This window comes from Leifsonia shinshuensis (assembly GCF_022606355.1).
Lineage (GTDB): Bacteria > Actinomycetota > Actinomycetes > Actinomycetales > Microbacteriaceae > Leifsonia > Leifsonia shinshuensis_B.
On sequence record NZ_JAHHZQ010000004.1, the window covers coordinates 229,192 to 254,577 of the forward strand.

General features: G+C 69.8%; 29 protein-coding genes and 1 pseudogene. 13 read left to right on the top strand and 17 right to left on the bottom strand.

Annotated elements, in window-relative coordinates; all coding sequences use genetic code 11:
- Positions 1-95 precede the first annotated feature (95 nt).
- The 7 genes from KNO15_RS16405 to KNO15_RS16435 all read right to left on the bottom strand — a co-directional run bounded on the left by KNO15_RS16405 (position 96) and on the right by KNO15_RS16435 (position 7,401).
- Positions 96-1,376 carry an MFS transporter gene (locus tag KNO15_RS16405; RefSeq protein ID WP_241704875.1) on the bottom strand — a complete coding sequence of 427 codons (1,281 nt, stop codon included), beginning with the start codon at positions 1,374-1,376 and terminating at the stop codon, positions 96-98.
- An 88-nt stretch (positions 1,377-1,464) separates the two neighbouring features.
- On the bottom strand, positions 1,465-2,118 hold the full coding sequence (locus KNO15_RS16410) for a response regulator (RefSeq protein ID WP_241704876.1): 654 nt from the start codon (positions 2,116-2,118) through the stop codon (positions 1,465-1,467).
- 35 nt (positions 2,119-2,153) lie between these two features.
- Positions 2,154-3,413, bottom strand: coding sequence for a hypothetical protein (locus KNO15_RS16415; protein ID WP_241704877.1), 1,260 nt, complete (start codon positions 3,411-3,413; stop codon positions 2,154-2,156).
- Positions 3,410-4,576: a sensor histidine kinase gene (locus KNO15_RS16420; RefSeq protein WP_241704878.1), complete on the bottom strand. Its 1,167-nt coding sequence runs from the start codon at positions 4,574-4,576 to the stop codon at positions 3,410-3,412. The genes KNO15_RS16415 and KNO15_RS16420 overlap by 4 nt, the downstream gene beginning before the upstream one ends.
- A 15-nt stretch (positions 4,577-4,591) precedes the next feature.
- Complete coding sequence (gene metX / locus KNO15_RS16425) at positions 4,592-5,797, bottom strand: homoserine O-acetyltransferase MetX (RefSeq protein WP_241704879.1); 1,206 nt, start codon at positions 5,795-5,797, stop codon at positions 4,592-4,594.
- 54 nt (positions 5,798-5,851) lie between these two features.
- Positions 5,852-6,580 carry a potassium channel family protein gene (locus tag KNO15_RS16430; RefSeq protein ID WP_241704880.1) on the bottom strand — a complete coding sequence of 243 codons (729 nt, stop codon included), beginning with the start codon at positions 6,578-6,580 and terminating at the stop codon, positions 5,852-5,854.
- Positions 6,581-6,624: 44 nt separating this feature from the next.
- Positions 6,625-7,401: an SDR family oxidoreductase gene (locus KNO15_RS16435; protein WP_241704881.1), complete on the bottom strand. Its 777-nt coding sequence runs from the start codon at positions 7,399-7,401 to the stop codon at positions 6,625-6,627.
- A gap of 132 nt (positions 7,402-7,533) precedes the next feature.
- Here KNO15_RS16435 and KNO15_RS16440 point away from each other — a divergent pair, with 132 nt between their 5' ends.
- Entirely contained in the window at positions 7,534-8,856 is a 1,323-nt protein-coding gene (locus KNO15_RS16440; RefSeq protein WP_241704882.1) for a bifunctional o-acetylhomoserine/o-acetylserine sulfhydrylase, read from the top strand.
- 89 nt (positions 8,857-8,945) lie between these two features.
- On the opposite strand, the gene KNO15_RS16445 is transcribed toward KNO15_RS16440, so the two are convergent.
- The gene (locus KNO15_RS16445; protein ID WP_241704883.1) at positions 8,946-9,737 is read right to left on the bottom strand and encodes a nucleotidyltransferase domain-containing protein; all 792 of its coding nucleotides are present in this window, start codon (positions 9,735-9,737) and stop codon (positions 8,946-8,948) included.
- Positions 9,738-9,758: 21 nt separating this feature from the next.
- Positions 9,759-11,219, bottom strand: coding sequence for an MFS transporter (locus KNO15_RS16450; protein WP_241704884.1), 1,461 nt, complete (start codon positions 11,217-11,219; stop codon positions 9,759-9,761).
- A 42-nt stretch (positions 11,220-11,261) separates the two neighbouring features.
- Here KNO15_RS16450 and KNO15_RS16455 point away from each other — a divergent pair, with 42 nt between their 5' ends.
- The 5 genes from KNO15_RS16455 to KNO15_RS16475 are packed head-to-tail and all read left to right on the top strand — an operon-like array spanning position 11,262 to position 13,950.
- Positions 11,262-11,783, top strand: coding sequence for a phosphoribosyltransferase (locus KNO15_RS16455; RefSeq protein WP_241704885.1), 522 nt, complete (start codon positions 11,262-11,264; stop codon positions 11,781-11,783).
- A gap of 39 nt (positions 11,784-11,822) precedes the next feature.
- Positions 11,823-12,515 carry a uracil-DNA glycosylase gene (locus KNO15_RS16460; protein ID WP_241704886.1) on the top strand — a complete coding sequence of 231 codons (693 nt, stop codon included), beginning with the start codon at positions 11,823-11,825 and terminating at the stop codon, positions 12,513-12,515.
- Positions 12,516-12,569: 54 nt separating this feature from the next.
- Positions 12,570-13,148 (top strand): GNAT family N-acetyltransferase, encoded by a 579-nt coding sequence (locus tag KNO15_RS16465; RefSeq protein ID WP_241704887.1) that lies wholly within the window; start codon positions 12,570-12,572, stop codon positions 13,146-13,148.
- Positions 13,149-13,175: 27 nt separating this feature from the next.
- On the top strand, positions 13,176-13,724 hold the full coding sequence (locus KNO15_RS22935; protein ID WP_241704888.1) for a DUF2781 domain-containing protein: 549 nt from the start codon (positions 13,176-13,178) through the stop codon (positions 13,722-13,724).
- 1 nt (position 13,725) lies between these two features.
- On the top strand, positions 13,726-13,950 hold the full coding sequence (locus KNO15_RS16475; protein ID WP_241704889.1) for a hypothetical protein: 225 nt from the start codon (positions 13,726-13,728) through the stop codon (positions 13,948-13,950).
- Positions 13,951-13,970: 20 nt separating this feature from the next.
- Here the strand turns inward: KNO15_RS16475 and KNO15_RS16480 are convergent, their stop codons facing one another.
- The gene (locus KNO15_RS16480) at positions 13,971-14,309 is read right to left on the bottom strand and encodes a DMT family transporter (protein WP_241704890.1); all 339 of its coding nucleotides are present in this window, start codon (positions 14,307-14,309) and stop codon (positions 13,971-13,973) included.
- A gap of 33 nt (positions 14,310-14,342) precedes the next feature.
- Between KNO15_RS16480 and KNO15_RS16485 the strand changes: the two genes are divergently transcribed.
- The gene (locus KNO15_RS16485) at positions 14,343-14,747 is read left to right on the top strand and encodes a VOC family protein (RefSeq protein WP_241704891.1); all 405 of its coding nucleotides are present in this window, start codon (positions 14,343-14,345) and stop codon (positions 14,745-14,747) included.
- Positions 14,748-14,923: 176 nt separating this feature from the next.
- Here the strand turns inward: KNO15_RS16485 and KNO15_RS16490 are convergent, their stop codons facing one another.
- The 3 genes from KNO15_RS16490 to KNO15_RS16500 are packed head-to-tail and all read right to left on the bottom strand — an operon-like array spanning position 14,924 to position 16,979.
- Positions 14,924-15,706 carry a hypothetical protein gene (locus KNO15_RS16490; protein WP_241704892.1) on the bottom strand — a complete coding sequence of 261 codons (783 nt, stop codon included), beginning with the start codon at positions 15,704-15,706 and terminating at the stop codon, positions 14,924-14,926.
- Positions 15,703-16,620, bottom strand: a complete 918-nt coding sequence (locus KNO15_RS16495; RefSeq protein WP_241704893.1) for an ABC transporter ATP-binding protein — start codon at positions 16,618-16,620, stop codon at positions 15,703-15,705. Before KNO15_RS16495 ends, KNO15_RS16490 begins: the two co-directional genes overlap by 4 nt.
- Entirely contained in the window at positions 16,617-16,979 is a 363-nt protein-coding gene (locus tag KNO15_RS16500; protein ID WP_241704894.1) for a GntR family transcriptional regulator, read from the bottom strand. The genes KNO15_RS16495 and KNO15_RS16500 overlap by 4 nt, the downstream gene beginning before the upstream one ends.
- Positions 16,980-17,126: 147 nt before the next feature.
- Between KNO15_RS16500 and KNO15_RS16505 the strand changes: the two genes are divergently transcribed.
- On the top strand, positions 17,127-18,554 hold the full coding sequence (locus KNO15_RS16505) for an amidase (protein WP_241704895.1): 1,428 nt from the start codon (positions 17,127-17,129) through the stop codon (positions 18,552-18,554).
- 69 nt (positions 18,555-18,623) lie between these two features.
- Here the strand turns inward: KNO15_RS16505 and KNO15_RS16510 are convergent, their stop codons facing one another.
- The gene (locus KNO15_RS16510) at positions 18,624-19,355 is read right to left on the bottom strand and encodes a hypothetical protein (protein ID WP_241704896.1); all 732 of its coding nucleotides are present in this window, start codon (positions 19,353-19,355) and stop codon (positions 18,624-18,626) included.
- A gap of 86 nt (positions 19,356-19,441) precedes the next feature.
- Positions 19,442-21,238: pseudogene (locus KNO15_RS16515) on the bottom strand (gamma-glutamyltransferase family protein).
- Positions 21,239-21,336: 98 nt separating this feature from the next.
- Here KNO15_RS16515 and KNO15_RS16520 point away from each other — a divergent pair.
- Positions 21,337-22,050, top strand: a complete 714-nt coding sequence (locus KNO15_RS16520; protein WP_241704897.1) for a YoaK family protein — start codon at positions 21,337-21,339, stop codon at positions 22,048-22,050.
- Here the strand turns inward: KNO15_RS16520 and KNO15_RS16525 are convergent.
- The gene (locus KNO15_RS16525; protein ID WP_241704898.1) at positions 22,047-22,379 is read right to left on the bottom strand and encodes an MmcQ/YjbR family DNA-binding protein; all 333 of its coding nucleotides are present in this window, start codon (positions 22,377-22,379) and stop codon (positions 22,047-22,049) included. The genes KNO15_RS16520 and KNO15_RS16525 overlap by 4 nt on opposite strands.
- Positions 22,380-22,383: 4 nt before the next feature.
- On the bottom strand, positions 22,384-22,758 hold the full coding sequence (locus KNO15_RS16530) for a DUF1844 domain-containing protein (protein WP_241704899.1): 375 nt from the start codon (positions 22,756-22,758) through the stop codon (positions 22,384-22,386).
- Between the two features lie 284 nt (positions 22,759-23,042).
- Here KNO15_RS16530 and infC point away from each other — a divergent pair, with 284 nt between their 5' ends.
- From infC to KNO15_RS16550, 4 genes are all read left to right on the top strand, one after another.
- Entirely contained in the window at positions 23,043-23,699 is a 657-nt protein-coding gene (gene infC, locus KNO15_RS16535) for a translation initiation factor IF-3 (RefSeq protein ID WP_241705309.1), read from the top strand.
- The gene (rpmI, locus tag KNO15_RS16540) at positions 23,699-23,893 is read left to right on the top strand and encodes a 50S ribosomal protein L35 (RefSeq protein ID WP_241704900.1); all 195 of its coding nucleotides are present in this window, start codon (positions 23,699-23,701) and stop codon (positions 23,891-23,893) included. The genes infC and rpmI overlap by 1 nt, the downstream gene beginning before the upstream one ends.
- A gap of 37 nt (positions 23,894-23,930) precedes the next feature.
- Positions 23,931-24,323, top strand: a complete 393-nt coding sequence (gene rplT, locus KNO15_RS16545) for a 50S ribosomal protein L20 (protein WP_241704901.1) — start codon at positions 23,931-23,933, stop codon at positions 24,321-24,323.
- A gap of 219 nt (positions 24,324-24,542) precedes the next feature.
- The gene (locus KNO15_RS16550) at positions 24,543-25,346 is read left to right on the top strand and encodes a TrmH family RNA methyltransferase (protein WP_241704902.1); all 804 of its coding nucleotides are present in this window, start codon (positions 24,543-24,545) and stop codon (positions 25,344-25,346) included.
- Positions 25,347-25,386: the final 40 nt, after the last annotated feature.

The window sequence follows — 25,386 nt, forward strand, 5'->3', positions numbered from 1 at the left end:
TACCTCGGTGGCCCTGTCGGGACTGGAGGGCAATGGCTCGGCTGCACGCTCCGTACTAATGAAGGCCTGCGCGCAAGTCCTGAAGCCTCGGTAGGTCAGTCGATCGGGACGGGGTCGGGGCGCTGGGCGTGCACCACACCGGTGTCCACCCCGCGGCGGGTGCGGGAGCGGTCGATGCCGAACGACACGAGCGCGAGCGCGATGCCGGCGACGGCCAGGACGATGCCGACGAGGATCGGCGAGAGGTAGCCGAAGCCTGCCGCGATCGTGAGGCCGCCCAGGAAGGCGCCGGACGCGTTCGCGATGTTGAGGGCCGAATGGTTGAGGGCTGCGGCGATCGACTGGCTGTCGTGCGCGACATCCATCAGCCGTGTCTGGATCATCGGCGAGAGCGCCGACGCTGCGGCGGCGATGACGAAGATCGAGATCAGCAGGCCGGCCAGACTCCACGCGGTGAAGAACAGGGCGGCGAGGCCCGCGAGCATCACGCCGAAGAACAGCAGCATCCCGCGCTCGACGCTGCGGTCCGCCTGGCGGCCGCCGAGGATGTTGCCGACGGTCATGCCGACGCCGACGAGGATCAGCACCAGCGGCACGGCGGAGGCCGACAGCCCAGTGACCGTCGTCACCATCGGGGCGACATAGGTGTACACGGCGAAGAAGCCGCCGAAGCCGATCGCGCCGATGAGGAGCGCCAGCCAGACCTGCAGCCGGGTGAAGGCCCGCAGCTCGTTGCGCAGCGTTGCCGCGGGATCGCCGGCCTGCCACGGCACCAGCAGGGCGACGGCGGCGAACGTCAGGGCGAAGATCACCGCGACGACCAGGTAGGCGATCCGCCAGCCGTGGGTCTGCCCGATCCAGGTGATGAACGGAACGCCGATCACGTTGGCGATGGTCAGCCCCGAGAGCACGAAGGCGACGCCCTGTCCGCGCTTGCCCGGGCCCATCAGTGATGCGGCGACGAGGGAGGCGATGCCGAAGTACGCGCCGTGCGGCAGCGCCGACACGAACCGGGCGACGAGCACGAGTTGGAAGGTGGGCGCGAGCGCTGAGGCGACCGTGCCCACCGTGAACGCGACCAGCAGCCAGAGCAGCAGCTTCTTGCGCGGCCATCGCGCGGCGACCGCGGCGATGGTCGGCGCACCGACGACGACGCCGAGCGCATACGCCGAGATGATCCAGCCCGCCTGTGCGTTCGCTTCGGTGGGGGAGGCCGCGTACAGCTGCGGCAACAGGTCGTGGGCGATGTTCGGCAGCAGGCCCATCGCGACGAACTCCGTGGAGCCGATGCCGAAACCGCCGAGGGCGAGGGCGAGCAGCGCAAGACGAGTACGGGCCGACGACAGCTGCGTCGGCCCGTCGATAACCGGGTTCACCAGGTCAGTCTATCGAATCGTTTCGACTGTGACGTTTCAACCCCGTGAACAGGCGACGTGTCCCGACACGCGGCCCGTCGGCTGCGCGTCAGTCGTTCTGCAGCAGGATGCCGTCTTGGATGGCGCGCTTGCGCAACGCCACCTTCGTGCCGACGTCGTACCCGGCGACGCGGTACTTCTCGCGGATGCGCTTGAGGTAGCTCTTGGCGGTCTCGTCCGAGATCCCGAGCTGGAACGCCACCGCCTTCACCGGCTCGCCGGCGCCGTAGAGCGCCATCACCCGGCGCTCCTGCGCGCTGAGCTTCGGCGCGCCGCCGAGCTCGCCGGCGTTGAGCGCCAGGTCGAGCTCCGCCGAGATGAACGACTCACCCTTGCGCGCTGCACGGATGGCCTCCACGATCATCTCGGCGTCCTCGCTCTTGACCAGGTAGCCGAGCGCGCCGGCGGCCAGCGCCTCGCGAACGACGGCCGGTTCCGAGTAGGTGCTCATCAGCACCGTTCGCACACCCGTCGTCTTCAACGTCGACAGCTTGAGCGAGATCGGGATGTTGTCTTTGAGGTCGAGGTCGAGCAGGACGACATCGACGGGGAACTCGGGGTGGGTCAGCAACTCGGGCCAGCTGGCGACGGCCGCGACCATGCGGATGTCGTCCGCTGCGCCGCGGATCCACTCGGTGAGGGCACCGAGCAGCATCTTGTGATCGTCGACGATCGCGATTCTGATGGGGGGAGCCTCGCTCATGAGCAGCCTTTCTTCCTACGGGTGGTCGGCTGGGATCAGGTCAGCTCGGCCGTTGTGTCGCTCACGGTGGTGATCTCGATGCGGAGCGCCGAGTCGGAGAACGACTCGATATGCCGTCCCACCTTACGGATAGCTTGCCACGCCGCAGGGTCTACCCCGTTTCGCGGCACACCGGTGGTCGTGATCACGATCGACATGGTGGCGCCGGAGGCCACGGCGGAGCCCGCAGCGACCTGCGGCCCGGCTGCGCGCTCGATGTCGAGGCTGAGCGTGCGGGCCTGGCCCGCTCCCGAGCGCACCGGGTCGCTGATCAGCAGCCACACGGCGGTCAGCAGGCCGTCGCGCTGGTCGCGGGTGAGCCCGGCGGCGAGGCCGTCAGGGTCGGTCAGGGTCACGGTGGGGCCGAGCAGCGCCGACTCGGTCACCGCGTGGTACAGCCAGGTCTCCTTGCGACCCTGGATGAGGTGCAGCCGCAGCTCGGTGGCGATGCTGGCCGCGGTGTCGGCCGTGGCCTCGTCGAGCGGAAGGGCGGTGCGACCGGTCGCGACGCCGTCGAGGAGCCGCTCGGCGGCCAGGTCGAGGCGCGCGAGCTCCTCCGAGGCCATCATGCCGACCGCGTAGCCGGGGGACGACACGGTGCTCTGCACCTGCACGAGGTCGAGTTCCAGCTGGACCAGCGTGCTGAGCGAACGCACGATCTGCATGCCGACCAGGGGAGGCGCGATCGCGATGGCCACGGTGGCGATGCCCGGTCCGAGCATCTGCGGGTCGTCCACCGAACGGAACAGGAGAAGTCCAGCGAGCACGAGGCCGAGCACCGCTGTCGCGATGACGATGTCACGGGCCGGCCGCACCGGAACGCAGAGCAGCAAGGCCGGACCGACCGCGGCCGCGGCCGTGAGCGGGATCCACGTCGACGGCGACGCCGTGCCCACGACATCGAGCCCCACGACGCCCGCCCAGAGCACCAGGGCGGCGGCGAACAGCCAGGTCGGCAGGAGGTCGGGCAGCCGGAAGCGGAGGACGAGAGCCGTCACCAGGGTGACGACCAGCACGCCCCAGGCCGCCAGCGTGAACGGGAGATCGGGATACTCCGGCACTGTGATCACCATGATCGCGAACAGGGAGGCGATGAGCGCGATCGATGCGACGTTGAACCCCAGGTCGAGGCGCGCCCGGCCGAGCGCATCACGTTCCTGCCGCCCGCGCGGCAGGGCGGCGGAGCCGACCGTCCCCGACCGGCGGGAGCCGAGCAGCCCACGCGCCATCGGGATGGTGCGGTCGTCCGGGGTCACTTGGGCACCTCCAGCACCACGGTCGTCCCGCTGCCGGGCGACGAGAACAGTCGGGCATTGCCGCCCACGTCGCGCAGGCGGGCGACGATGGACTCGGTGAAGCCGAGCCTGCCCTCCTCGATGCTCGCGACGTCGAATCCCTTGCCCGCGTCGGTGACCATCGCACGCACCGTCGTCTCGTCGTCCGTGATGGTCACGTGGGCCTCGTTCACCCCGGAGTGCCTGCGCACGTTCTCGAGGCATTCGCCGAGGGCGAGCAGGAACGAGTCGAGGACGTCGCTCGGCAGCAGCACCTGGCCGGCGCCGTGCCAGTTGACCTCCAGCCCCATCCGCCGGAAGCGCTGCTTCACCGACTCCAGGGTGTTGCCGAGCGTGGACTCCTCGACCGGTTTGAGACGGTAGTCGCCGGATCGCGTCGGGTCGGGTGTGAAGCCGAGGCGCAGCTGGCGCAGCAGAGCGGCGTCCTCCGCGGCCTGCTCGCGCAGGGCGCCGACGCCGACGCCGACACCGGAGTGGGCGAGCAGCGTGAGCGTGGCGAGCACCGTGTCGTGCAGGAGCCGCGCGCCCTGGCGGCGTCGTGCCTCCGTCTCGCTGGCCTGACGCTCGACACGGTAGGCGCGGCTCATGGTCGAGATGCGCTTGAGCGCGCGGGGCACGGTGCGGGCCAGCCAGACGCCGGTGGCGGTGAGGGCGACCCAGCCCGCGGCGACGAAGATCAGGATCTCGACCAGACGCGACCCGGTGACCAGGAGCGTCGTCACACTGGCGCCGAGCGTCACGGCGCCCGCGAGGATCGTCACCAGGGTGCGGCGACGGGAGGTCGGCCCCAGCAGCGACACGCAGGCGACACCCACTGCGCCGATCACGCCGATCGTGGTGACCGCCGACGGTCCGAGCTGCACGCCCGGCAGCAGGTTCAGCAGGATGATCCCGACACCGGCGACGACGATCACGCACATCCACACTGTCAGCCGTGCGAGCGTCGTGAGCTGGAACTGCGCCACCCCCATGCAGGCCAGCAGGACCAGCGACGCGAAATAGAGGGGCAGCGGAATCGTGCCGGGGACGCTCAGCGTCAACAGCGTCGTCGCGGTGGCGGTGAGTCCGACGGTGCGGGCGGTGGTGGCGAGAAGCCGATCACGCTCCTTCTGGATGCGCGACATGCCCCTCCGTTCCCCTCAGGCCTCGAACAGCCTCCTCAGCTGCCCGGTGATCGCATCGTCTTCGATCAGGAACGCGTCGTGACCGAAATCGGAGCGGATCACCACCGGAACTCTACCGTCGATCGTCTCCGGGAGGTGGGAGGCGATGAGCTGCTGTCCTTCGACGGGGAACAGCCTGTCGCTGTCGATGCCGACCACGAGGGTGCGCGCGGTCACTCGTGCGAGCGCAGCGGCCAGCCCGCCGCGTCCGCGACCGACGTCGTGCGAGTTCATCGCCTCGACGAGGGTGAGGTAGCTGTTCGCGTCGAAGCGGCGCGTGAACTTGTTGCCGTGGAAGTCGAGGTACGACTCGACGGCGAACCGGCCTCCGCCGCCGAGCGGGCTGATCTCGCTCTGCCACGCGCGCTCGAACCGCTCGTTGAGCTCGGACGGGCTGCGGTAGTTGAGCAGCGCCATCCTCCGGGCGAGCGCCAGCCCACGATGCGGCCCCTCGCCGTCCTTCTCGTCGTAGTACAGGCCGCCGTGGAAGAGCGGGTCGGTGCGCACGGCCTCGATCTGCACCGAGTTGAGCGCGATCTGGTCGGCGGTGGAGAACGGGGGAGCGGCGATCACGGCCAGCCGCTCGACGCGGTCGGGGAAGGAGACGGCCCATTCGAGCGCCTGCATGCCGCCCATCGATCCTCCGACCACGGCGGCCCAGCGGCCGACGCCGATCGCGTCGGCGAAGGCGGCCTGGGCGTTCACCTGGTCGCGGATGGTGGTGAACGGGAACCGGGGGCCCCACTCGGCGCCGTCCGGCGCGATCGAGGCGGGGCCGGTGGTGCCCTGGCAGCCGCCGAGCATGTTGGGCGCCACGACGAACCAGCGGTCGGTGTCGATCGCCTTGCCTGGCCCGATGACGCCCTGCCACCAGCCGGCGGTCGGGTGCCCGGGGCCGGAGGCCCCGATGGCGTGGCTGTCGCCCGTGAGCGCGTGCAGCACGAGCACGGCGTTGTCGGCCTCCGGCGACAGCTCGCCCCAGGTCTCGTAGGCGACGCGCACGAAGGGGAGGGTCTCGCCGCTCTCGAACGCGAACGCGCCGATGCCGGCGAACCGCCGTGCGCCCTCGGGGTCGGATTCCTTCCAGGCCCCGCTCGCCGGAGGCTTGCCCAGCAGCGATCGCGCCTGAGCCTCCGTGATGAAGCTCGAGGGTGCCGTATCCGCCGAGGTCTGCCACTCCATAGGTTCATTCTCCTGGAGCGCGGAGCTGCACGGCGCAGTGTTACGGCGGCGGCGTCAGCGGGTGCTGCGATCCGGCCGCGGATCGTCGTCGCTGTCCGCCTCGTGGTGCTGGTGCTGGTGCTGGTGCTCGTGCTCCTGCGCCCGCCGCTCCCTCGCCTGTTGCGTCTGCTCGTTGAGGTAGCTCACGATGGTGGCGCTCGCGGTTCCGACGATCGCGATTCCACCGATCATGAGCACCACCGCCAGCAGCCTCCCCGTCAGCGTCACCGGGTAGTAGTCGCCGTAGCCGACGGTCGCCATCGTGACGCAGGCCCACCACAGCGAGTCGCCGAACGAGTGGATGTTCGAGCCGGGGGCGTAACGCTCCACCTGGTAGACCGCCAGCGAGATGACGTAGATGAACATCAGCACGAACGTGCCGGCGATGATGAGGATGCGCCGCCGCAGGTGACTGCCCGAGTTGCCGCGCAGGCTCGGCATCCGGAACAGATCGACGATCAACCGGAACGGCCGCGCGACCGGGATGAGCACCGAGAGCAGGTCGACGATGTTGTGGCGCACGAAGTCGCCTTTGTCGCCCGCGAGCCGCAGCCGCACGATGTAGTCCACGAGGAACGCCACCCAGATGAGCGCGAGCAACCAGATCAGCACCCGGTAGAGGCTCTGCGGCATCAGCGGATCGAGCACGGTCCACGAGTACGCGACAAGGAACGCGACGCTCGCGAGGATGCCCGGCCACACCGTGGCCGCCTCCCACCGCTTGCGCTTCGCCTCGTCCGACATGTCCGTCCCGGCGCCCTCCGCCTCCGCCTCTCAGTCCGTGATCCTCAGCCCTTGACCCTCAGCGGGCCCTTGGCGAACCGGTGCGAGGCCGCCTGCGCCACCGGCTTCACCACGATCAGGTCGAGGTCGACGTGGCGAGGCAGCTCCAGGGCGTGCACGATGGTCTCCGCGATGTCGTCGGCGGTGAGCGGCTCTGGCACGTCTTCGTAGACCGCGTCGCGACGCTCCCGATCGCCGCCGAACCGCACGAGCGAGAACTCCTCGGTGGCGACCATCCCCGGCGCCACCTCGACAACACGGATGGGCTCGCCGTTCAGCTCCAACCGCAACACCTCGGTGAGCGCGTGCTGGGCGAACTTGGCGGCGTTGTAGCCCCCGCCGCCCACATAGGCCGAGTGACCGGCGATCGAGGTGAGGTTCAGGATGTCGGCGTGGCCGGACTCCCGGGCTCCGTCGCGCAGCAGCGGCAGCAGAGCGCTGATCACCCGCTTGGTGCCGAGGACGTTGATCTCGAACATCCACACCCAGTCGTCGATGCTGGAGGCCTCGACCGAGTCGAGGCCCTTGGCCCCGCCCGCATTGTTGACGAGCGCGTGGATCGGACCGGTCGCCGCGAGGTGGTCGCGCAGCGCGTCGACATCCTCCTGTCGGGTCAGATCGGCGGCGAAGACGTCGGCGCCGGTCTCGGCGGCGAGCTCGTCGAGGCGGTCCTGGCGGCGGGCGACGCCGACGACCTCCCAGCCCCGCTCGCGGAACAGGCGGACCGTCGCCGCCCCGATCCCCGAACTCGCTCCCGTCACGACCACACGTCTGCTGCTCATGCTGCCTATTCTCACGGGTTACGGCATGTTTCGGCAGCGTTGCCCACGCGGGGCCGCGAGTCTAGCGTGTTACCGACCACCGAACGGTGCCCCAGCCGAGCAAAGCCATCACCCGAACGAGGAGCTCACGCCATGACCGATGCCGCCACCTGGCAGTTCGAGACCAAGCAGATCCACAGCGGTGCTGCACCCGACCCGGTGACCAACGCGCGCGCCACGCCGATCTACCAGACCACGTCCTACGTGTTCAACAACGCCGAGCACGCGAAGAACCTGTTCGCGCTCGCCGAGTTCGGCAACATCTACACGCGCATCCAGAACCCGACCCAGGCGGTCGTCGAGGAGCGCGTCGCCGCGCTCGAAGGGGGCACCGGCGCCCTCCTCGTCGCGTCGGGCCAGGCGGCGGAGACTTTCGCCGTGCTGAACATCGCCCAGGCCGGCGACCACATCGTCTCGTCGAGCTCCATCTACGGCGGCACGTACAACCTCTTCAAGTACACGCTCGCCAAGCTCGGCATCGAGACCACCTTCGTCGAGAACCAGGACGACGCCGAGGAGTGGCGCCGCGCGGTGCGCCCGAACACCAAGCTGTTCTTCGCCGAGACCATCGGCAACCCGAAGATCAACATCCTCGACATCGAGCTCGTCGCCGGGGTGGCGCACGAGTCCGGTGTGCCGCTGATCGTCGACAACACGATCGCGACGCCGTACCTGATCCGCCCGTTCGAGCACGGCGCCGACATCATCGTGCACTCGGCCACCAAGTTCCTGGGCGGCCACGGCACGGTCATCGGCGGCGTGGTCGTCGACGGCGGAAAGTTCGAGTGGTCGAAGAACGCCGAGAAGTTCCCCGGCCTGACGCAGCCGGACCCGTCGTACCACGGCGCGGTCTACACCGCGGCGGTCGGCGACGGCCTCGCCTACATCATCAAGGCCCGCGTGCAGCTGCTGCGCGACCTCGGCTCGGCGATCGCACCGGCCAGCGCCTGGCAGCTCATCCAGGGCATCGAGACGCTGTCCCTGCGGGTCGAGCGCCACACGCAGAACGCGCAGGAGATCGCGGAGTTCCTGGAGGCGCACCCCGACGTCGCGTCGGTCAACTACTCCGGCCTGCCGACCAGCCCCTGGTACGCCGCCGCCAACAAGTACGCCCCGAAGGGCGTCGGCGCGGTGCTCTCGTTCGAGCTCAAGGGCGGTGTGGATGCCGGCGCCGCGCTGGTCGACAACCTGTCGCTGTTCAGCCACCTGGCGAACATCGGCGACGTGCGCAGCCTGGTCATCCACCCGGCGTCGACGACGCACTCGCAGCTGACCCCGGAGCAGCAGCTCACCGCCGGCGTCACGCCCGGCCTGGTGCGCCTCTCGGTCGGCCTCGAGAACATCGACGACCTGAAGGCCGACCTCACCGCCGGCCTCGCCGCGGCCCGCGCGGTGGTCGAAGCCTCCCGCGTCTGACCCCGAACCAGTGCCGAGGGGCACGTCGTTGTCACTTTTCCGCCCGGAGAGTGACAACGACGTGCCCCTCGGTGCGTGTGGGTGACCAGTCAGGCGCGCGCGAGGGCGACGCAGGCGCGGAGGAGGGCGATGGACTCGCGGGCGTCGGCGGTCGTGAACGTCTGGCGCTCGCCGGCGCGGTCGAGTACGGCGCGGTCGAGCAGCGCGGCGTGCTCCGGCCAGCGTTCGGCGGCGGCGCGGGCGGCCGCGGTCTTCGACACGATGCGCCCGGTCTCCATCGTCTCCACCAGCCGGATCGGCCCGAGCGCGAGCCAGCGCACGGTCTCCGAGCGCACGATGTCGCCCTCCGCGCGGCCGGCGAGCTCGGCCTCCGCGCTGTCGCCGATCGGGTCCCAGTAGTCGACGAGGTTCGCGCGCGAGTGCGCGATGATGCCCGTGGCCGTGCCGGGATGGCGGTCGGCCGCCGGGGTCCAGATCACGTCGCCGCCGTCGGCGATGCCCTGCACGCCGTCCTCCAGCTCCCGCCAGGTCACCCAGCTCAGCTGCCCGCCCGCCAGCGCCGAGACGAGCACGCCCTCGACCACCTGGGGCGCCGACTGCACCGACTCCGGGCCGCGCGCGATCTCCGACTCCGTCAGGTAGACGCCGTCGATGTGCGGCGACGACTCCGCGTGGAGGGTGGCGAGGGCCGGGAGGTCGTCCCTGGGGTCGCGCGTGACGACGAACACCACGTCGATGTCGCTGACGCCGTCGTGCCAGTCGCCGGTCGCAGCCGAACCGGTGACCACGGCGCGGCTGACCAGGCCGGGGGCGATGCGCCGCTGTTCGAGGAGGAACCGGGTGAGGGCGTCGCCGACCTGCGGCGGTAGTGGAGTGTCCATGGTTCCCCCTGTCTCGTCCGGTCAGACGATCGCAGCCTCCGCGTCGGCGAATGCCAGGCGCGGCACGAAGAAGAGGAGGATCGCTGCCACGAGCGCGCCGAGACCGCAGATCGTCCAGACCAGCATGTAGCCGAACAGGCTCGCCGCCGTGGCGGTGACGGTCGCGGCGCCCGTCAGCAGCACGACACCGAAGACGGCGGAGGCGAAGGAGCCGCCGATCGTCTTCGTGGTGTTCGTCATCGCCGTCGCGACGCCCGTCTGGCCGCGCGGGGCCGCGGCGGCGGCGGCAGCGGGCAGTGCGCCGACAAGCGCCCCCGAGCCGATGCCGGCGATCGCCATGTTCAGGAACACCTCCCACGTCTGGAGGTGGAACGGCAGGAACATCAGATAGCCGATCGCGACCAGGAACGCGGCCCCGATCAGTGTGACGCGCGGGCTGAGCCAGGACGAGATCAGCGGGAAGAGGACGGCTCCGACGATCATCGAGATCAGGTACGCGCCGATCAGGATGCTGCGCTGCCCTGCGCTGAGGCCGAGCCCGTAGCCGTTCACGGGATCCGTGCCGGCGTAGGTGCTCAGCGGCGCCTGCGCTCCGAGGAGGCTGATCCCGATCAGGCCGGCCGTCAGCTGAACCGGCCACATGTTCGGCCTCCGCATCACGCGCAGGTCGATGGCCGGATCCTTCTGCTTCAGCTCCCAGCGCCCGAACGGCACGAACGCGAGGACGCCGAGCAGGATGAGCGCCCACACCCACCAGGTGCCCACCCCGTTGATCCGGAGGAAGGTCAGGCCGGACGTGATCAGCAGCAGAGCCAGCGTCAGGAGCAGGAAGCCGACGCCGTCGAGCGTACGGCCACGGACCGGCTCCGACTCCGGCACCCCGAACAGGATCGCGAAGAACACCAGCGTGACCGCTGCTGCAGGCACCATGAGCGTGAGGGAGACGTTCTGGCCCAGCGCCTCGAAGAGCAACCCGGCGCCGATCGCCCCCACGATGGCACCGACCTCCAGCGCCACCACCAGCAGGCCGGCGGCGCGGCGGGTGCGTGAGGCGGCTGTGCCCGTTCGGCGGCCCCGGTCGAAGATGAGCGCGATCTCCAGGGGAAGCCAGACCACGTAGAAGCCCTGCAGCGCGAACGCGAGGAGGTAGGTCGAGAAGTCGTTCGAGAAGGCGAGCGCCCAGCTGGCGAGCGCCGTGAGCACCGTGGCGATCAGGAGGATGCGCTTGTGGCCGAACATGTCACCGAGCTTGGCGAGCACGGGGACGACCAGCGCGGAGAGCAGCAGCTGGGCCGCCTCGAACCAGTTGTAGTCGGCGTCGTGGATTCCCAGATGCTTGACGATGTCGGAGATCAGCGGCACGTAGTAGCCCTGCAGGATGCCGCTGGTCAGCTCGACCAGCGCGAGCCAGCCGATGAGGGCCGCTGTCGCGCCGATCGCCGTGGTCGCCCGACGCTGGGCGACCGTCTTCTCCGATGTCATGCGCGGATGCTAACACCTGCCCTGCCCTTGTACGGTAGATGCGTGGCCAGCGAACTCGACGATTCAGGTACAGGCGTTCTCGCGGAGACCGAACGGGAGGTCCTGGGCTGGCTCGAGTTCGGCGAGGCGTCGCGCCATCTCGCAGGGGAGGTCGTCGAATCCGGCTTCGAACCCGACATGGTGGTGGCCATCGCGCGCGGCGGCCTGCTGCTCGCCGGCGCCATCTCGTACGCCCTCGGCATCAAGGCGTGCGGCGCCCTCAACGTGGAGTTCTACACGGGGGTCGACTCGCGCCTCCCCGAGCCGGTGGTGCTGCCCCCGATGCTCGACGCGTCCGCCCTCGAGGCCAAGCGCGTGCTGCTCGTCGACGACGTGTCCGATTCCGGCCGCACCCTCGCGCTGGTGGTCGACCTGATCGCGGCCTCCGGTGCCGACGTGCGCACCGTCTGCCTCTACTCCAAGCCGCACACCGTGCTGGAGCCCGACTTCGTCTGGCGTCGCACCGACCGGTGGATCACGTTCCCCTGGTCCGCGCTCCCGCCCGTCACCCCGGCCACGCACTGAGCACCGCACCGCGGAAACTCTGATGGCACGGAGACTCTGATGGCGAAGGCGCTCGCCGAGCTCGCCGCCGACGGCTCGATGGATCCGGGCTGGGCAGAAGCGCTCGCCCCCGTCGCCGACCGGATCGCGGCGATGGGCGACTTCCTGCGCGCGGAGGTCGCGGCCGGGAGGCCGTACCTGCCGGCCGGCGGGAACGTGCTGCGAGCCTTCCGTGCGCCGTTCTCCGACGTGCGCGTGCTCATCGTCGGGCAGGACCCCTACCCGACGCCCGGCCACCCGATCGGTCTCTCGTTCGCGGTGGAGCGCCACGTGCGCCCGATCCCGCGCAGCCTCCAGAACATCTACCGGGAGCTGCGCGACGACCTCGGCATCGTGCCGCCGGCGCACGGCGACTTGAGCGCGTGGTCGAACAGCGGCGTGATGCTGCTCAACAGGGTGCTGACCGTCCGCCCCGGCGCCCCGGCCTCCCACCGCGGCGCCGGCTGGGAGCCGATCACCGAGCACGCCATCCGCGCGCTGGTATCGCGCGGCAGGCCGTTCGTGAGCATCCTGTGGGGGAGGGACGCCTCCACGCTGAAGCCCATGCTCGACGGCAATCCCGTGATCGAGTCACCGCACCCGAGCCCGTTGTCGGCCTCCCGCGGCTTCTTCGGTTCGCGGCCGTTCTCGCGCAGCAACGCCCTGCTGGAGGGGGTCGGCGAACAGCCGGTGGACTGGTCGCTGGAGCCGTAACGCGCTCGAAACGCTCCACGACGTACGCTTGTCGTGCACGTTACGGAGGTCGCTGTGCTGGAAGAGGAATACGAGACGCGTCGGGTGCTCCCACGGCACCTGCGCAAGCCGGAGCCCGGAGAGTCGCCCTTCGAGTACAGCCTCCGCGACGCGCGACCGCAAGACCTCCCCGATGTCCGAGAGATCTACAACCACTACGTCGCCAACAGCACCGTCACCTTCGACGAGGACGCGATGACGCTGAAGGAGTGGAAGGACAAGTTCGCGTACCTCCACAAGCTCGGCATGCCGTTCATCGTCGCCGAGTCGTCCACCGGGCAGATCCTCGGCTACGCCCTGGTGACGCCGTGGAAGCAGAAGCGCGCGTATCGGTTCACCGTCGAGAACTCGATCTACCTGGGCGCGGCCTCCACCGGCAAGGGTCTCGGCCCTGTGCTCATGCAGGAGCTGATCGACCGGTCGAAGGCCGCGGGGCTCAAGGAGATGATCGCCGTCATCGCCGACAAGGGCGCGGAAGCCTCCATCAAGATGCACGAGAACTTCGGCTTCACCGAGATCGGCCGCATGGGACGCGTCGGCTACAAGTTCGAGCGCTGGCTCGGCACGGTGCTGATGCAGAAATCCCTCAAGTGAGGTGCGCTCGCCACTAGGGTGTGGTGCGTGACCACCGCCACCACCGACACCGGCAAGGTCGCCTCCGCCGCGCCAGCGGCGCCCGCGAACCTCCCGCTGCGCAAGCGCCCGTTCGACATCTTCTTCGTCGTGATGTTCTCGCTGTTCAGCCTCACCTGCATCATCAGCGATGCCATCCCGACCCTCGGCATCCCGCAGACGGCGACGACGACGAACATCCTCGCCCAGTGGAACTACACCTACTCCTCGCAGTACGACCCGCTCTACATGCACGAGCCGCTGTGGCTGCGGTTCATCACCGGCACGAGCGCCTTCGTGTATCTGCCGTTCTACATCCTGCTCATCGTGTGCCTGGTCAAGGGATTCAACTGGATCCAGCTCTTCTGCGTCATCTACGCGACGATGATCATCAGCCTGACGGCGATCCCGATCTTCGGCGTCGAGTTCTTCGGGCCGGTGGGGGAGCGTACGCCGAACCCCGTCGTCTTCCTGCTCTACAACGGCCCCTACGTGCTGGTGCCGTTGCTGCTGCTCATCCGGATGCGCAAGCCCATGCCGTTCACCAGGAGGTTCTGACATGCCGCTGCTGGAAGACCTGTCCGTCTACGAGGACGGCGACGTGTTCTCGGTCTACGACCACTCGTACGAAGACGAGGACGCCGTGCCGGACCGCGGCCGTCCGCTCGGCACGATCACGCTCACGGCCGGAGGCGACTACGTGCCGGAGGGCGTCGGCGCCATCTTCCCGTGGGTGCAGCCGGCGCGGACCATCGACGACGCCCTGGCGGCGTTCGTCGGCTGAGGGCGGCGGGCAGGCTCGGCTCAGGAGGCGGGGTGGCGTCCGCCGAGCTCGAGGAGGCCGACGCCTCCGATGAGCAGCACCAGGCCGAGGATCTGCACCCAGGTGAGCGACTCGTTGAAGAAGACCCACGAGATCACCGCGATCACGGCGACGCCGACGGCCGACCAGATCGCGTAGGCGACACCGAGAGGCACTCCGCGCGAGAGCGACTGGGACAGTGCGAAGAACGAAGCCACGTAGCCGACCACGACGATGGCGAACGCCCACCACCTGGGGTTGTCGCCCGACGTGAACTTGAGGAACGTCGTCGCCACGACCTCCGTCGCGATGGCGACGGCGAGGAAGATGTAACCCAGCACGCCACCACGCTACCGATCGGAAGGAAACCACGGATGGACGACACGACACCGGTGCGGCAGCTGCGCATCGTGGTGGAGGCGGAGGACTACGACACGGCGCTCGCGTTCTTCCGCGACGTGCTCGGACTCCCCGAGCAGGAGAGCTACGCGGGCGACGGCGGCGCGCGGGTCGCGATCCTCGATGCGGGCAGGGCAACGCTCGAACTCGCGAACCCGGCCCAGAAGGCGATGATCGACGACGTGGAGGTCGGCCGACCGGTCGCCCCGCACATTCGGCTGGCCTTCGAGGTGGGCGACGGGCGCGCGGTCACCGCTCGGCTGGTGGAGGCGGGCGCCGAGCTGATCGCGCCCCCGACGGTGACGCCCTGGAACTCGCTGAACTCGCGGCTCGCGACACCGGGCGAGCTCCAGGTGACGGTATTCCAGGAACTCGATTAGCAGCGTCTCTGCGTTTGCCGAGTATCCGGATGCGATCCGCCGGAACGACCTAGGCTGACGTCGACGACATCGTCGGACGGCCCGCGTGGCGGGTCGGCCGAGTGAGGCCGATGGCACAAATCGTGGCCGGGAGCAGAGCTCCCGGCCACGTCCATGTCCGGTGGTCCCGGAACGGCTCAGCTGCGCGGGGTCGCCCTGGCGAGCACCGCGTAGCCGGCCAGCGCGGCGAGTGCGGTCGGAACGAGCAGCCAGGCGGTCACGCCCACGGGCCCGTTGGCGACGAACCAGTCGCCGACCGCCGGCCAGCCGCCGGTGAAGGTGATCAGGGCGGATGCGCCGACGATCAGGAGCACGATCAGCGCGAGGATGGCGAGCACGCCGTACATCCGCCACCGCATGAACAGGGCGGCGGAGAACGCCCCGATCGCGAAGAAGAACAGCATGCCGCTGAACACGATGAACAGCCTTCCCGGGAACGACGCGCCCGCGAAGTAGACCGACGTGAACAGATGCCCGCCGAGCCCCCACCCGTTCGTCCACTCCTCGACGAACGAGAGCACTGTGAACCCGATCGAGTAGCCGGCGGACAGCAGGAGGAACGTGAGCGCGGAGCCGAGCGAGAAGTCGCGGCGGGTCACGCTGTAGCCGAGCGCGAACGGGAACGTCGCCGAGATCACCTGGATGCCCACGACGAGCATGTACACGAACACGTAGAAGGCGCCGCCGCTCCACTGCGTGCCGTCCATCGCCTTCGCGCGGTCGGCGGGTGCAGTCGCACCCCAGATGATCCACCAGATCAGCCAGTTGACCAGCCAGATGAAGAACATGATCATCACGGGCACCCAGATGGTGGTCCATTTGTTCACCAGGTTGAGGCGGACGACGCGCCAGATGCGCGTGCCGGTGCCGGGGCCGGCGTTCAGTGCCGGGGCGCTGGAGTCGTGGGTGATGGCGGTCATGCGCTCTGCTCGAATTCTGTCTCACGGACGTTGGTCTTGCGGACGATGAGTTGCTGGAGGGACACCGGAGCGAGCTCGAGGCCGGCAGCCGCCGCCTGCGTGCGCTCGGCAGGGCCGAGGCCGGAGACGGTCACGGAGGCCAGGCCGCCGATGCCGTCGCGCTGCAGCACCTCGCGGGAGCCGACGAAGGCGTCGACCGCGCTGCGCGGCCCGACGACCGTCGTGGCGGACGAGCGGAGCGTCTCCGCGTCGTCGTCCATCAGGATGCGGCCCTGGTCGATGACGATGACGTGCTCGAGGAGGTTGGCCACCTCGTCGATCAGGTGCGTGGAGAGCACGACCGTGCGCGGGTGCTCCGCGAAGTCTTCGAGCAGCCGGTCGTAGAACAGCTGACGCGCCACGGCGTCCAGCCCGAGGTAGGGCTCGTCGAAGAACGTCAGCGGCGCCCGCGATGCGAGCCCGACGATCACGCCGACCGCCGAGAGCTGGCCACGGGAGAGCTTCTTGATGCGACGGGTCAATGGGACCCGGAAGTCCTCGATCAGCCGGTCGGCCAGGTCGGCATCCCAGTTCTCGAAGAACCACGGCGCGCTGCGGAACACGTGCCGCGGCTGGAAGTCCTCCGGGTAGCGCTGGCTCTCCTTGATGAAGCAGATGTTCTGCAGCACGCGTGCGTTCTCGGTGGGCTTCTCGCCGAACACCCGGATGTCGCCGCCGCTGACGAAGTCCTGCCCGGTGATGAGCTGCATCAGGGTGGTCTTGCCCGCGCCGTTGCGGCCGAGGAGGCCGTGGATGCGGTTCGGCTTGATCGTGACGGACACGTCGTCGATCGCGGTGAACGACCCGAATCGCTTGGTCACGTTCGACACCTGCACCGCGGGGGCGATGGAGGTCGGTACCGGGGTCGCGCTCATGCGCTGATTCCTTCCTTCTGGATCATCTGGCTGATCTGGTCGGGGCCGATCCCGAGCTTCGCCGCCTCGGCGAGCAGGGGCCGGAGGTATTCGTCGCGGAACGCCTCGCGCCGCTTGGCGACGAGCTGTTCGCGCGCGCCGTCGGAGACGAACATGCCGATGCCTCGCTTCTTGTAGAGGATCCCGTCGTCGACGAGAAGGTTGACGCCTTTGCCGGCCGTCGCCGGGTTGATCCGGTAGAAGGCCGCGAACTCGTTCGTGGACGGCACCTGCGTCTCGGGCGGGTAGACGCCCTCGATGATGTCGTTCTCGATCTGCTCGGCGATCTGGACGAAGATCGGCTTGCCCTCTTCGATCACGCGAACCTCATGGGTTCATTAGTCATGTAACTAACCATGCAACCTGCACCGTGCGGCTGTCAAGAGATTTGCCGCAAATGTCGCTTTCGGGGACGCCAGAGACGACATTCGGCGCAAATCCGCCGCTCTCGGCCTAGCGTTGAGGGCATGGCGGAACTGCATGAGCTGACGGCGTTGGAGTTGTGGCAGGAACTGCAGGCGGGACGCGTCTCGCCTCGGGAGCTGGCCTCCCACTACCTGGATCGCATCGAGCGGCTCGACCCGCAGCTCGGCGCGTTCGTCACCGTGACGCGGGAGCGGGCGCTCGCCCGGGCCGACGAGGTCGCCGCGGCGGTGCCGAAGACGGCGCCGCTCTGGGGTCTGCCCTCCGGCGACAAGGACCTCTGGATGCGCGCAGGAGTCCCGACCGGATTCGGATCGCGCGTGATGGCCGGCTTCGTGCCGGAGGTCTCCGACGAGATCGTCGAGACTCTCGACGCGGCGGGCGCGGTGAGCCTCGGCAAGACGAACGCGCCGGAGTTCGGCCTCCCCGCCTACACCGAGTCGCTCGCGGCACCGCCGGCCCGCAATCCGTGGGATCCCACGCTCGGCGCGGGCGGATCGAGCGGCGGCGCGGCGGTCGCGGTCGCGAGCGGGATGCTGCCGTTCGCGCCCGGCTCGGACGGCGGCGGCTCCGTGCGCATCCCGGCAGCGGCCTGCGGGCTGGTCGGCATCAAGCCGTCGCGGGGGCTCGTTCCGGCCGGGAGCGGCATCGACTCCCTCGCCGGGCTCGTGGTCGACGGTCCGCTCGCGCGCACGACGGCCGACGCCGCCCTGCTGCTGGACGGGATGATCGCCCGGGTCGGCGGCCGGATCGACCACCACTACACGCTGCGAGCCCCGTACGACGACGACGGCCCCTTCCTCGGCACCGCCGTGCGCGGCGAGGGCCGGTTCCAGCTGGCGACGATGACCACCTCCGCCTGGGATGACGCGTACGACATCGCGATCGACCCCGAGGCGCGGGCGGCACTGCACGTCGCCGTCGAGGCTCTGACGAGCCTGGGGCACGGGATGGAAGAGGCCGCGCTCGAACCCGACCCGACGTACGCGCCCGCCTTCCGGACCATCTGGCAGGCCGGCGCCGCGCGCATCCCGGCGGAGGGCGACGCCCTCGCCCTGCTCGAGCCGCTCACGGCGTGGCTCGTGCAGCGCGGGCGCGCGATCAGTGCGCGCGAGCTGAGCGAGGCGCTGAGCGCGCTCACCGCGTACGAGCGCTCGTTCATCCGGCAGCTGGCGTCGTACGACGCGGTCCTCACCCCGGCCCTTGCGCTCACACCACGGCCGATCGGCTGGTACGACCAGGAGGACGGCGAACGCAACTTCGAGCAGCAGGTGCAGTACACGCCGTTCACCTCGATGCTGAACGTCACCGGCCTCCCGGCTATCGTCGTCCCGGTCTCGCAGACCGCCGAGGGGCTGCCGATGGGTGTTCAGCTCATCGGCCGCCCGGGGGGAGAGCGCACCCTGCTCTCGCTGGCGGCGCAGCTCGAGCGTCGCCTGCGCTGGGCGGACCGCCGGCCGCCGGTCTGGTGAGGACCCCAGGTCGCTGAGACGACGCGAGGCCCCCGAACCGTGTTCGGAGGCCTCGCGGACTGCTGGGTGCTAGAGCTTGAGCGCGGGGGCGAGCAACGCGGCCGTGTAAGCGAAGCTGTCGATGAGCGTGCCGGCGCTGTTGTAGACGTGGACCTTCAGGAAGTTGCCGTTGGAGCCGCCGAAGTCGGCGGTCGGAATCACGAACGACACCTTCTGCGGCGCGAACGCCTTCAGGTTCAGGTACTCGGCGATCTGGCCCCTGGTGGGGCTCCACATCGTGACCTTCACGCTGGTGCCGAACTGGCCCTTCGTGACGGTGAGCGTCGAGGTCAGCGTCTTGGAAGTGGTCTTCACCAGAGTCGGCACGGCGAGCCCGGGCGCGGTCGTGAGGGTCACGGGCGCGGCGAGGAACTTGCTGATCAGAATGCCCTGGCCGTCGATCCGGACGCCCTTGGCATTGAAGATCTCGACGTACAGCTGGTTCTCGTGACCGGCTCCGACGAAGTCTGCCTTCTGCACGGCGAACGTGACGGTTCCGGCGATGGCGGTCGAGCCCACGACGCCGATGTCCTTGAGCCGGACAGCGGCCGCGTCGGTCACGTACGCGCGAACGGTACCGCCGGTGACGGCGGAGATGGTCGCGTCGATCTGGTAGAGGTTCGGCGCGTAGGCCACTTCGTGCGTGACGATCGTGCTGAGCGTGCGGGTCGGTGTGGTCGCGGTCGCGGCGGTGGCCGGTGCAAGGACGAGTGCCGCGGCGACGGCGAGACCCGTGAGTGCCCTGAGGGGGGTAGTACGCAATTGTTCTCCAATGATGGTGTTGCCCGCCGACCGGCAGTCGGCGCCCCTGAAGTCTAGCCCTATGAAATGTTATGTTCGACGCCTCGTCAGCGCCCTGCCGCATACCCCTGCATCCCTCGGGGGTTCGCCGCGCCGTACACGGTGCCGCTCCGGGGGTCGCGGCCCACCGCGGAGAGCCGGCCGAGCGCCCAGTCGCCGGCGCGGGTCACCACGTGGCCGCGCGCCTCCAGCCCCGCGATCACCTCGTCGCCGAGCCGTGACTCCACGACGGCTCCTGCCGGCACCCACGTGCGCGGCCAGAACGACTCCGTCAGCGACGTGGTGTGGAGCGCCGGTGCGTCGATGGCCTGCTGCGGCGTGTACCCGCCCACGATGGTCCGGAGCAGGTAGAGCAACTGCCACTGATCCTGCTGGTCGCCGCCCGGCGAGCCGAGAGCGACGACGGGGACGCCGTCGCGAAGCACCAGAGTCGGGGTGAGCGTCGTGCGCGGCCGGTGACCCGGCCTGAGCGTCGACGCGGAGCCCTCCTCCAGCCAGGTCATCTGCAGTCGGGTGCCGAGGCAGAACCCGAGCGCGGGGATGGTCGGCGACGACTGCAGCCAGCCGCCGGAGGGCGTCGCCGAGACGATGTTGCCCCACCGGTCGACGACGTCGAGGTGACAGGTATCGCCGCGCGTCTCGCCGCTGCTGGAGACGGTCGGCTCGCCGGTGCCGGCGATCGGGGCGGACGCAGGAGGTTCGTAGGCGGTCCGCAGCGGCGGCACGAACGGAGCGACGCCCGGCACGACGCCCGGCCGGAACTCGGCCGAGGCGCGATCGCCGATCAGGGCGCGGCGCTCGGCGAGGTAATCGGGGGAGAGCAGCTCCGCGACCGGCACCGCCGCGTCGCCGAAGTAGGCGTCGCGGTCGGCGTAGGCGAGCTTCTGCGCCTCCAGGATCGTGTGGGCGCCCAGTTCCGTCGACGGGTCGAGGCGCTCCTCCTCGAAGCCGTCGAGGATGGCGAGGGTCTCCAGGAGTGTAGGACCCTGGCCCCACGGCCCGGTCTTCGCGATCGTGCTGCCGCGGAACTCCAGCATCGTGGCCGGCTCGTAGGTCGCGCGGAAGGCCGCGAAATCGGCTTACGCGATCACCCCGGCGTGGTCGGTTCCGGGGGAGTGCCGGTGCGGGATCGCCGCGAACGCGGCCGCCTCCCGTGCGACGAGCCCGGTCGCCCACTCGCTTCTGGCTGCCTCCACGCGCCCCTCTCGGCTCGCAGCGCCGTCGCCGGCGGCGATCAGCCCGCGCAGCACGCGAGCGTACGCCGGGTTCGCGATCAGCTCGCCCGGCTCCGGGACGCGCCCGCCCGGCATCCACTGCTCGGCCGACGACGGCCAGTGCTCGGTGAACAGGCCGGCGACCGTGCGGATCGTCGCGCACACGCGCTCCAGCACGGGATGGCCGTCCTCCGCGTACCCGATGGCGAACGCGAGCACGTCGGCCAGCTCCCAGGTGCCGTGGTCCTTCAGCAGCAGCAGCCACGCGTCCACCGCTCCGGGGACGGCGGCCGCGAGCGCCCCGGCGCCCGGAACCAGCTCGAGTCCCTCGGCGAGGTAGTGCTCGCGGGTCGCCGCGTCCGGTGCGGGGCCCTGCCCCGCGAGCACGACGGGCGTCGGGTCGTCCGACGTGGCGAACAGCGCCACCAGGTCGCCGCCCGGGCCGTTCAGGTGCGGCTCGACCACGTGCAGCACGAAGGCCGCGGCGACGGCGGCGTCGAACGCGTTGCCACCGCGCTCCAGCACGGCCTGCGCGCTGGCCGTCGCGAGCCAGTGGGTGGAGGCGGACATCCCGAACGTCCCGGTGAGGGTCGGGCGGGTGGTCGTGGCGGGAGGGGGCGTGAACGTCATGCGGCCAGTCTGCACCGCCGGTCCGCACCCGCGCTCCGCGCTCGCACTCGGCACCCGCGGTCTGCGCCGCCGGTCCGCACGGCCTAAGGTTGTGGAGCGTGTCCGTCTCTCATCGCCTGGGCGGTGTCGATGCCGATCGGCTGCACCTCGCCCTCATGCTCGCCCTCACGTTCTCCACCGGAGTCGTCGACGCTGTCGGCTATCTCGGCCTCGACCGCGTCTTCACCGGGAACATGACAGGGAACGTCGTGCTGCTCGGCATGGCGCTCACCGGCACGACGAACCTCCCGATCCTGCGGCCCCTGCTCGCCCTCGGGTTCTTCTTCGCCGGGGCCGTCGCCGGCTCTCGGCTGGTACGCCGCCAGGACGGCTGGTCGGGGCGGGTGACGGTGACCCTGTGGATCATCGCAGCGCTCCTGACCGCGATCGCCGCGCTGCTCGCCTTCGCACTGCACCTCGATCCGGAGACGGTCGGCACGATCGCGACGTCGGCGCTGGGCTTCGCGATGGGGATGCAGGCGGCGCTCGCCCGCCGGGTGAAGGTCGCCGAGGTGACCACCGTCGTGGTGACCTCCACGCTGACCGGTCTCGCGGCCGACAGCAGGCTCGCGGGCGGCACCGGGGCGCTGTGGCTGCGGCGGGCGCTGGCGGTCGTGCTGATCTCGGCGGGCGCGGCCGCGGGTGCGCTCGCGCTGCTGGTGAACGTCGCGCTCGGCGTGCTGGTGTCGGCGGCGGTGACCATCGTGGTCGCGTCGCTCGGCCACACCGGCCACCGCGCCCGTTCGGCCGTTCAGGAGCCGGCGGCGGATTAGTCGAGCAGGCGCCGCAGCGTCGCCGGCGCACGGTTGCGCCACGCGTCGGTGACCAGTTCGCGCAGCAGGCCGGGATCGATGTCGGCGAAGTCCACCCGCGCGGCCATCAGCCGGCCGGCGAACCAGCGCTCGGAGCAGTGCTCCGGCCAGGCGGCCGTCGCCTCCCGGATGCCGGCTTCGCCGAGCATCAGGTTGACGGTCGACGACTCCGCGTCGAGGAGCGTGGCGAACCGGCTGCCACGCACCCGGAACGCCGGAAGCCCGCCGTGGTCGTACTCCTCGACCTCGGGGAGGCCGAGGGCGACGGCACGGACCGCGGCGGCGTCCATCGGCTCAGCTCACCGGACCGGTGTACTTCTCGCCGGGTCCCTTGCCGATCTCGTCGGGGAACGGCGACGCCTCCCGGAAGGCCAGCTGCAGGGAGCGGAGTCCGTCGCGCAGGCTGCGCGCGTGCTGGTCGCCGAGGTGCTGCGCGCTGGCCGTGACCAGGCCGGCGAGGGCGTCGATGAGCTTGCGGGCCTCGTCGAGGTCGGTCTGGTGCTGCGGGTCGTCGGCGAGGCCCACCTTGACGGCGGCCGCGCTCATCAGGTGCACTGCGGTGGTGGTGATGACCTCCACCGCGGGCACCTCGGCGATGTCGCGCGTGACCTCGGCGATCGCCTCCTCGTCGTACGAGAAGCTGTCGGGGGTGGGGGATGTATCGCTCACTGCATTCCTCTGTTAGAATCGTTCGGGCTCCGAGGCATCTGCCTCGGGACGAAAGTGGAGATTCCTCCCACCCGCGCTTGACCGCTTTACAGGTTACCGGGTCGTTGCACTCCGCCGACGTGCGTCAGCACGGCGGTAGCCAGGGTGCTGCACCAGCCCTGCGAGCCGAAATCCTTCGGGAAATCGGGGCGCGGGGCTGCGCTGGTGCGTGGAATCCACACTTTCTCCGAACCGTCCCACGACGGCCCGAGCACACGAAGCATCGCTCATCAGAGGAGACTGACATCAGCGAACCCCGTACGAATGACCGTATCCGCGTCCCCGAAGTTCGACTCGTCGGCCCCAGCGGAGAGCAGGTCGGCGTCGTCAAGATCGAGGTCGCCATCCGACTCGCGCAGGAGGCGGACCTCGACCTGGTCGAAGTCGCGCCCAATTCCAAGCCGCCGGTCGCGAAGATCATGGACTACGGCAAGTTCAAGTACGAGGCTGCGCAGAAGGCCAAGGAGGCCAGGCGCAACCAGGCGAACACCATCCTCAAAGAGGTCAGGTTCCGCCTCAAGATCGACAAGCACGACTACGAGACCAAGCGCAAGCGCGCCGAAGGCTTCCTGAAGGCCGGCGACAAGGTGAAGGCCATGATCCTCTTCCGAGGCCGCGAGCAGTCGCGCCCGGACCAGGGTGTGCGCCTCCTGCAGCGCTTCGCCGAAGACGTCGCGGAGTTCGGCCAGGTGGAGTCCAACCCCACCATCGACGGCCGCAACATGGTGATGATCATCAGCCCGCTCAAGAACAAGTCCGAGGCCAAGGCCGAGGCCAACGCACAACGTGCCGCTTCCAAGGCGCGCGCCCAGGGGCGCGACCAGGACGCGGTTGCTGAGACAGCCGACGCTGCTCAGTCCGAAGAGAGTTCGCCCGCCCAGGCGACGAACGAGGAGAAGTAATGCCCAAGCAGAAGTCCCACTCCGGCGCCAAGAAGCGCTTCAAGATCACCGGCACCGGCAAGGTCATGAAGCAGCAGGCCGGCATGCGCCACAACCTGGAGCTCAAGTCCAGCCGTCGCACCCGTCGACTGAACCAGGACCAGGTCGTCCCCGAGGTGGACGCCAAGGTCATCCGCCGGATGATCGGCAAGTAGAGCTCCTCCCCGACACGCACGTAAGGAATAACGACTAATGGCAAGAGTGAAGAGGGCTGTCAACGCCCACAAGAAGCGTCGGGTCATCCTCGAGCGCGCCGAGGGCTACCGCGGTCAGCGGTCGCGCCTCTACCGCAAGGCGAAGGAGCAGGTCACCCACTCGCTCGTCTACGCGTACCGCGACCGCCGCCAGAAGAAGGGCGACTTCCGTCGCCTCTGGATCCAGCGGATCAACGCTGCGAGCCGCGCCAACGGCCTCACCTACAACCGCCTCATCCAGGGCCTGGGCCTGGCGGGCGTCGAGGTCGACCGTCGCATCCTCGCCGAGCTGGCCGTGAACGAGCCCGCGACCTTCGCGGCCCTCGTCGAGACGGCGAAGAAGGCCCTCCCGGCCGACACCTCGGCTCCGAAGGCCGACGCCGCCGCGTAAGCTGCGCACCATCCGGACGGCCCGGTCGACCTCGCGTCGACCGGGCCGTCCGTCGTTCTCGGCAGGGCCCCGGCCTCCGTTCGTCCGGAGAACCATCCCTGTGCCGCCACCGATCTCCGGAGTTACGGACATCCGCGCGGCGTGTCGGGCCGAACCTCCGGAATTGCCGACGGCGTCGCAGGTGCGGCTGCTCCGCGGGCGCGCCGATATGCTGAGCGCATGCTTGACAACCCGCGCTCCCCGCGCGTCCGCGCCGTTGCGAAGCTGGCGAAGCGTCCCGCCAGGGCCGAGACCGGGCTCTTCCTGCTGGAGGGGCCGCAGGCGGTCTCCGAAGCGCTGACCTTCCGTCCAGAGCTCGTGGTCGAGCTGTATGCCACGCCGTCGGCCCTGGAGCGCTACCAGGACATCGCGCAGACGGCGGTGGAGGCCGGCGTCGACGTCGAATTCGTCACCGAGCACGTGCTCGACACCATGGCCGACACCGTCACGCCGCAGGGCTTCGTCGCCGTGTGCCGGCAGTTCCCGACATCGATCCGCGACATCTTCGCCGACGAGCCGCGGCTGGTCGCGGTGCTGGAGGAGGTCCGCGACCCGGGCAACGCCGGCACGATCATCCGTGCCGCCGACTCCGCGGGTGCGGACGCGGTGGTGCTCACCGGGCGCACGGTCGACCTCTACAACCCCAAGGTCGTGCGCTCGACCACGGGGTCGCTGTTCCACGTGCCGGTGGCCGTCGGCGCCGATCTCGCCGACGTCGTCGGCCGCGCGCACTCGGCGGGCCTGCAGGTGCTGGCCGCCGATATCAAGGGGGAGGACCTCCTCGCCGCGCGCCAGGAGGGGCAGCTCGCGCGGCCGACCGCGTGGGTGTTCGGCAATGAAGCCCACGGGCTGGACGACGAGCTGCTCGGTCTGGTCGACCGTGTGGTGACCGTTCCGATCTACGGTCGCGCCGAGTCGATGAACCTGGCGACCGCGGCGTCGGTGTGCCTGTACGAGTCGGCGTTCGCCCAGCGCTCCGTGTAGGTCTATAAGTCTTGCGTTATATAACGCTGGCTTGATAGAT

What these genes read in the sequence shown, in the direction of transcription:
- KNO15_RS16410 (WP_241704876.1), bottom strand. Translation starts at nt 2,118, where the DNA reads ATGAGCGAGGCTCCCCCCATCAGAATCGCGATCGTCGACGATCACAAG.
- KNO15_RS16420 (WP_241704878.1), bottom strand. Translation starts at nt 4,576, where the DNA reads ATGTCGCGCATCCAGAAGGAGCGTGATCGGCTTCTCGCCACCACCGCC.
- metX (WP_241704879.1), bottom strand. Translation starts at nt 5,797, where the DNA reads ATGGAGTGGCAGACCTCGGCGGATACGGCACCCTCGAGCTTCATCACG.
- KNO15_RS16430 (WP_241704880.1), bottom strand. Translation starts at nt 6,580, where the DNA reads ATGTCGGACGAGGCGAAGCGCAAGCGGTGGGAGGCGGCCACGGTGTGG.
- KNO15_RS16435 (WP_241704881.1), bottom strand. Translation starts at nt 7,401, where the DNA reads ATGAGCAGCAGACGTGTGGTCGTGACGGGAGCGAGTTCGGGGATCGGG.
- KNO15_RS16440 (WP_241704882.1), top strand. Translation starts at nt 7,534, where the DNA reads ATGACCGATGCCGCCACCTGGCAGTTCGAGACCAAGCAGATCCACAGC.
- KNO15_RS16445 (WP_241704883.1), bottom strand. Translation starts at nt 9,737, where the DNA reads ATGGACACTCCACTACCGCCGCAGGTCGGCGACGCCCTCACCCGGTTC.
- KNO15_RS16450 (WP_241704884.1), bottom strand. Translation starts at nt 11,219, where the DNA reads ATGACATCGGAGAAGACGGTCGCCCAGCGTCGGGCGACCACGGCGATC.
- KNO15_RS16460 (WP_241704886.1), top strand. Translation starts at nt 11,823, where the DNA reads ATGGCGAAGGCGCTCGCCGAGCTCGCCGCCGACGGCTCGATGGATCCG.
- KNO15_RS16475 (WP_241704889.1), top strand. Translation starts at nt 13,726, where the DNA reads ATGCCGCTGCTGGAAGACCTGTCCGTCTACGAGGACGGCGACGTGTTC.
- KNO15_RS16485 (WP_241704891.1), top strand. Translation starts at nt 14,343, where the DNA reads ATGGACGACACGACACCGGTGCGGCAGCTGCGCATCGTGGTGGAGGCG.
- KNO15_RS16490 (WP_241704892.1), bottom strand. Translation starts at nt 15,706, where the DNA reads ATGACCGCCATCACCCACGACTCCAGCGCCCCGGCACTGAACGCCGGC.
- KNO15_RS16495 (WP_241704893.1), bottom strand. Translation starts at nt 16,620, where the DNA reads ATGAGCGCGACCCCGGTACCGACCTCCATCGCCCCCGCGGTGCAGGTG.
- KNO15_RS16505 (WP_241704895.1), top strand. Translation starts at nt 17,127, where the DNA reads ATGGCGGAACTGCATGAGCTGACGGCGTTGGAGTTGTGGCAGGAACTG.
- KNO15_RS16525 (WP_241704898.1), bottom strand. Translation starts at nt 22,379, where the DNA reads ATGGACGCCGCCGCGGTCCGTGCCGTCGCCCTCGGCCTCCCCGAGGTC.
- rpmI (WP_241704900.1), top strand. Translation starts at nt 23,699, where the DNA reads ATGCCCAAGCAGAAGTCCCACTCCGGCGCCAAGAAGCGCTTCAAGATC.
- rplT (WP_241704901.1), top strand. Translation starts at nt 23,931, where the DNA reads ATGGCAAGAGTGAAGAGGGCTGTCAACGCCCACAAGAAGCGTCGGGTC.
- KNO15_RS16550 (WP_241704902.1), top strand. Translation starts at nt 24,543, where the DNA reads ATGCTTGACAACCCGCGCTCCCCGCGCGTCCGCGCCGTTGCGAAGCTG.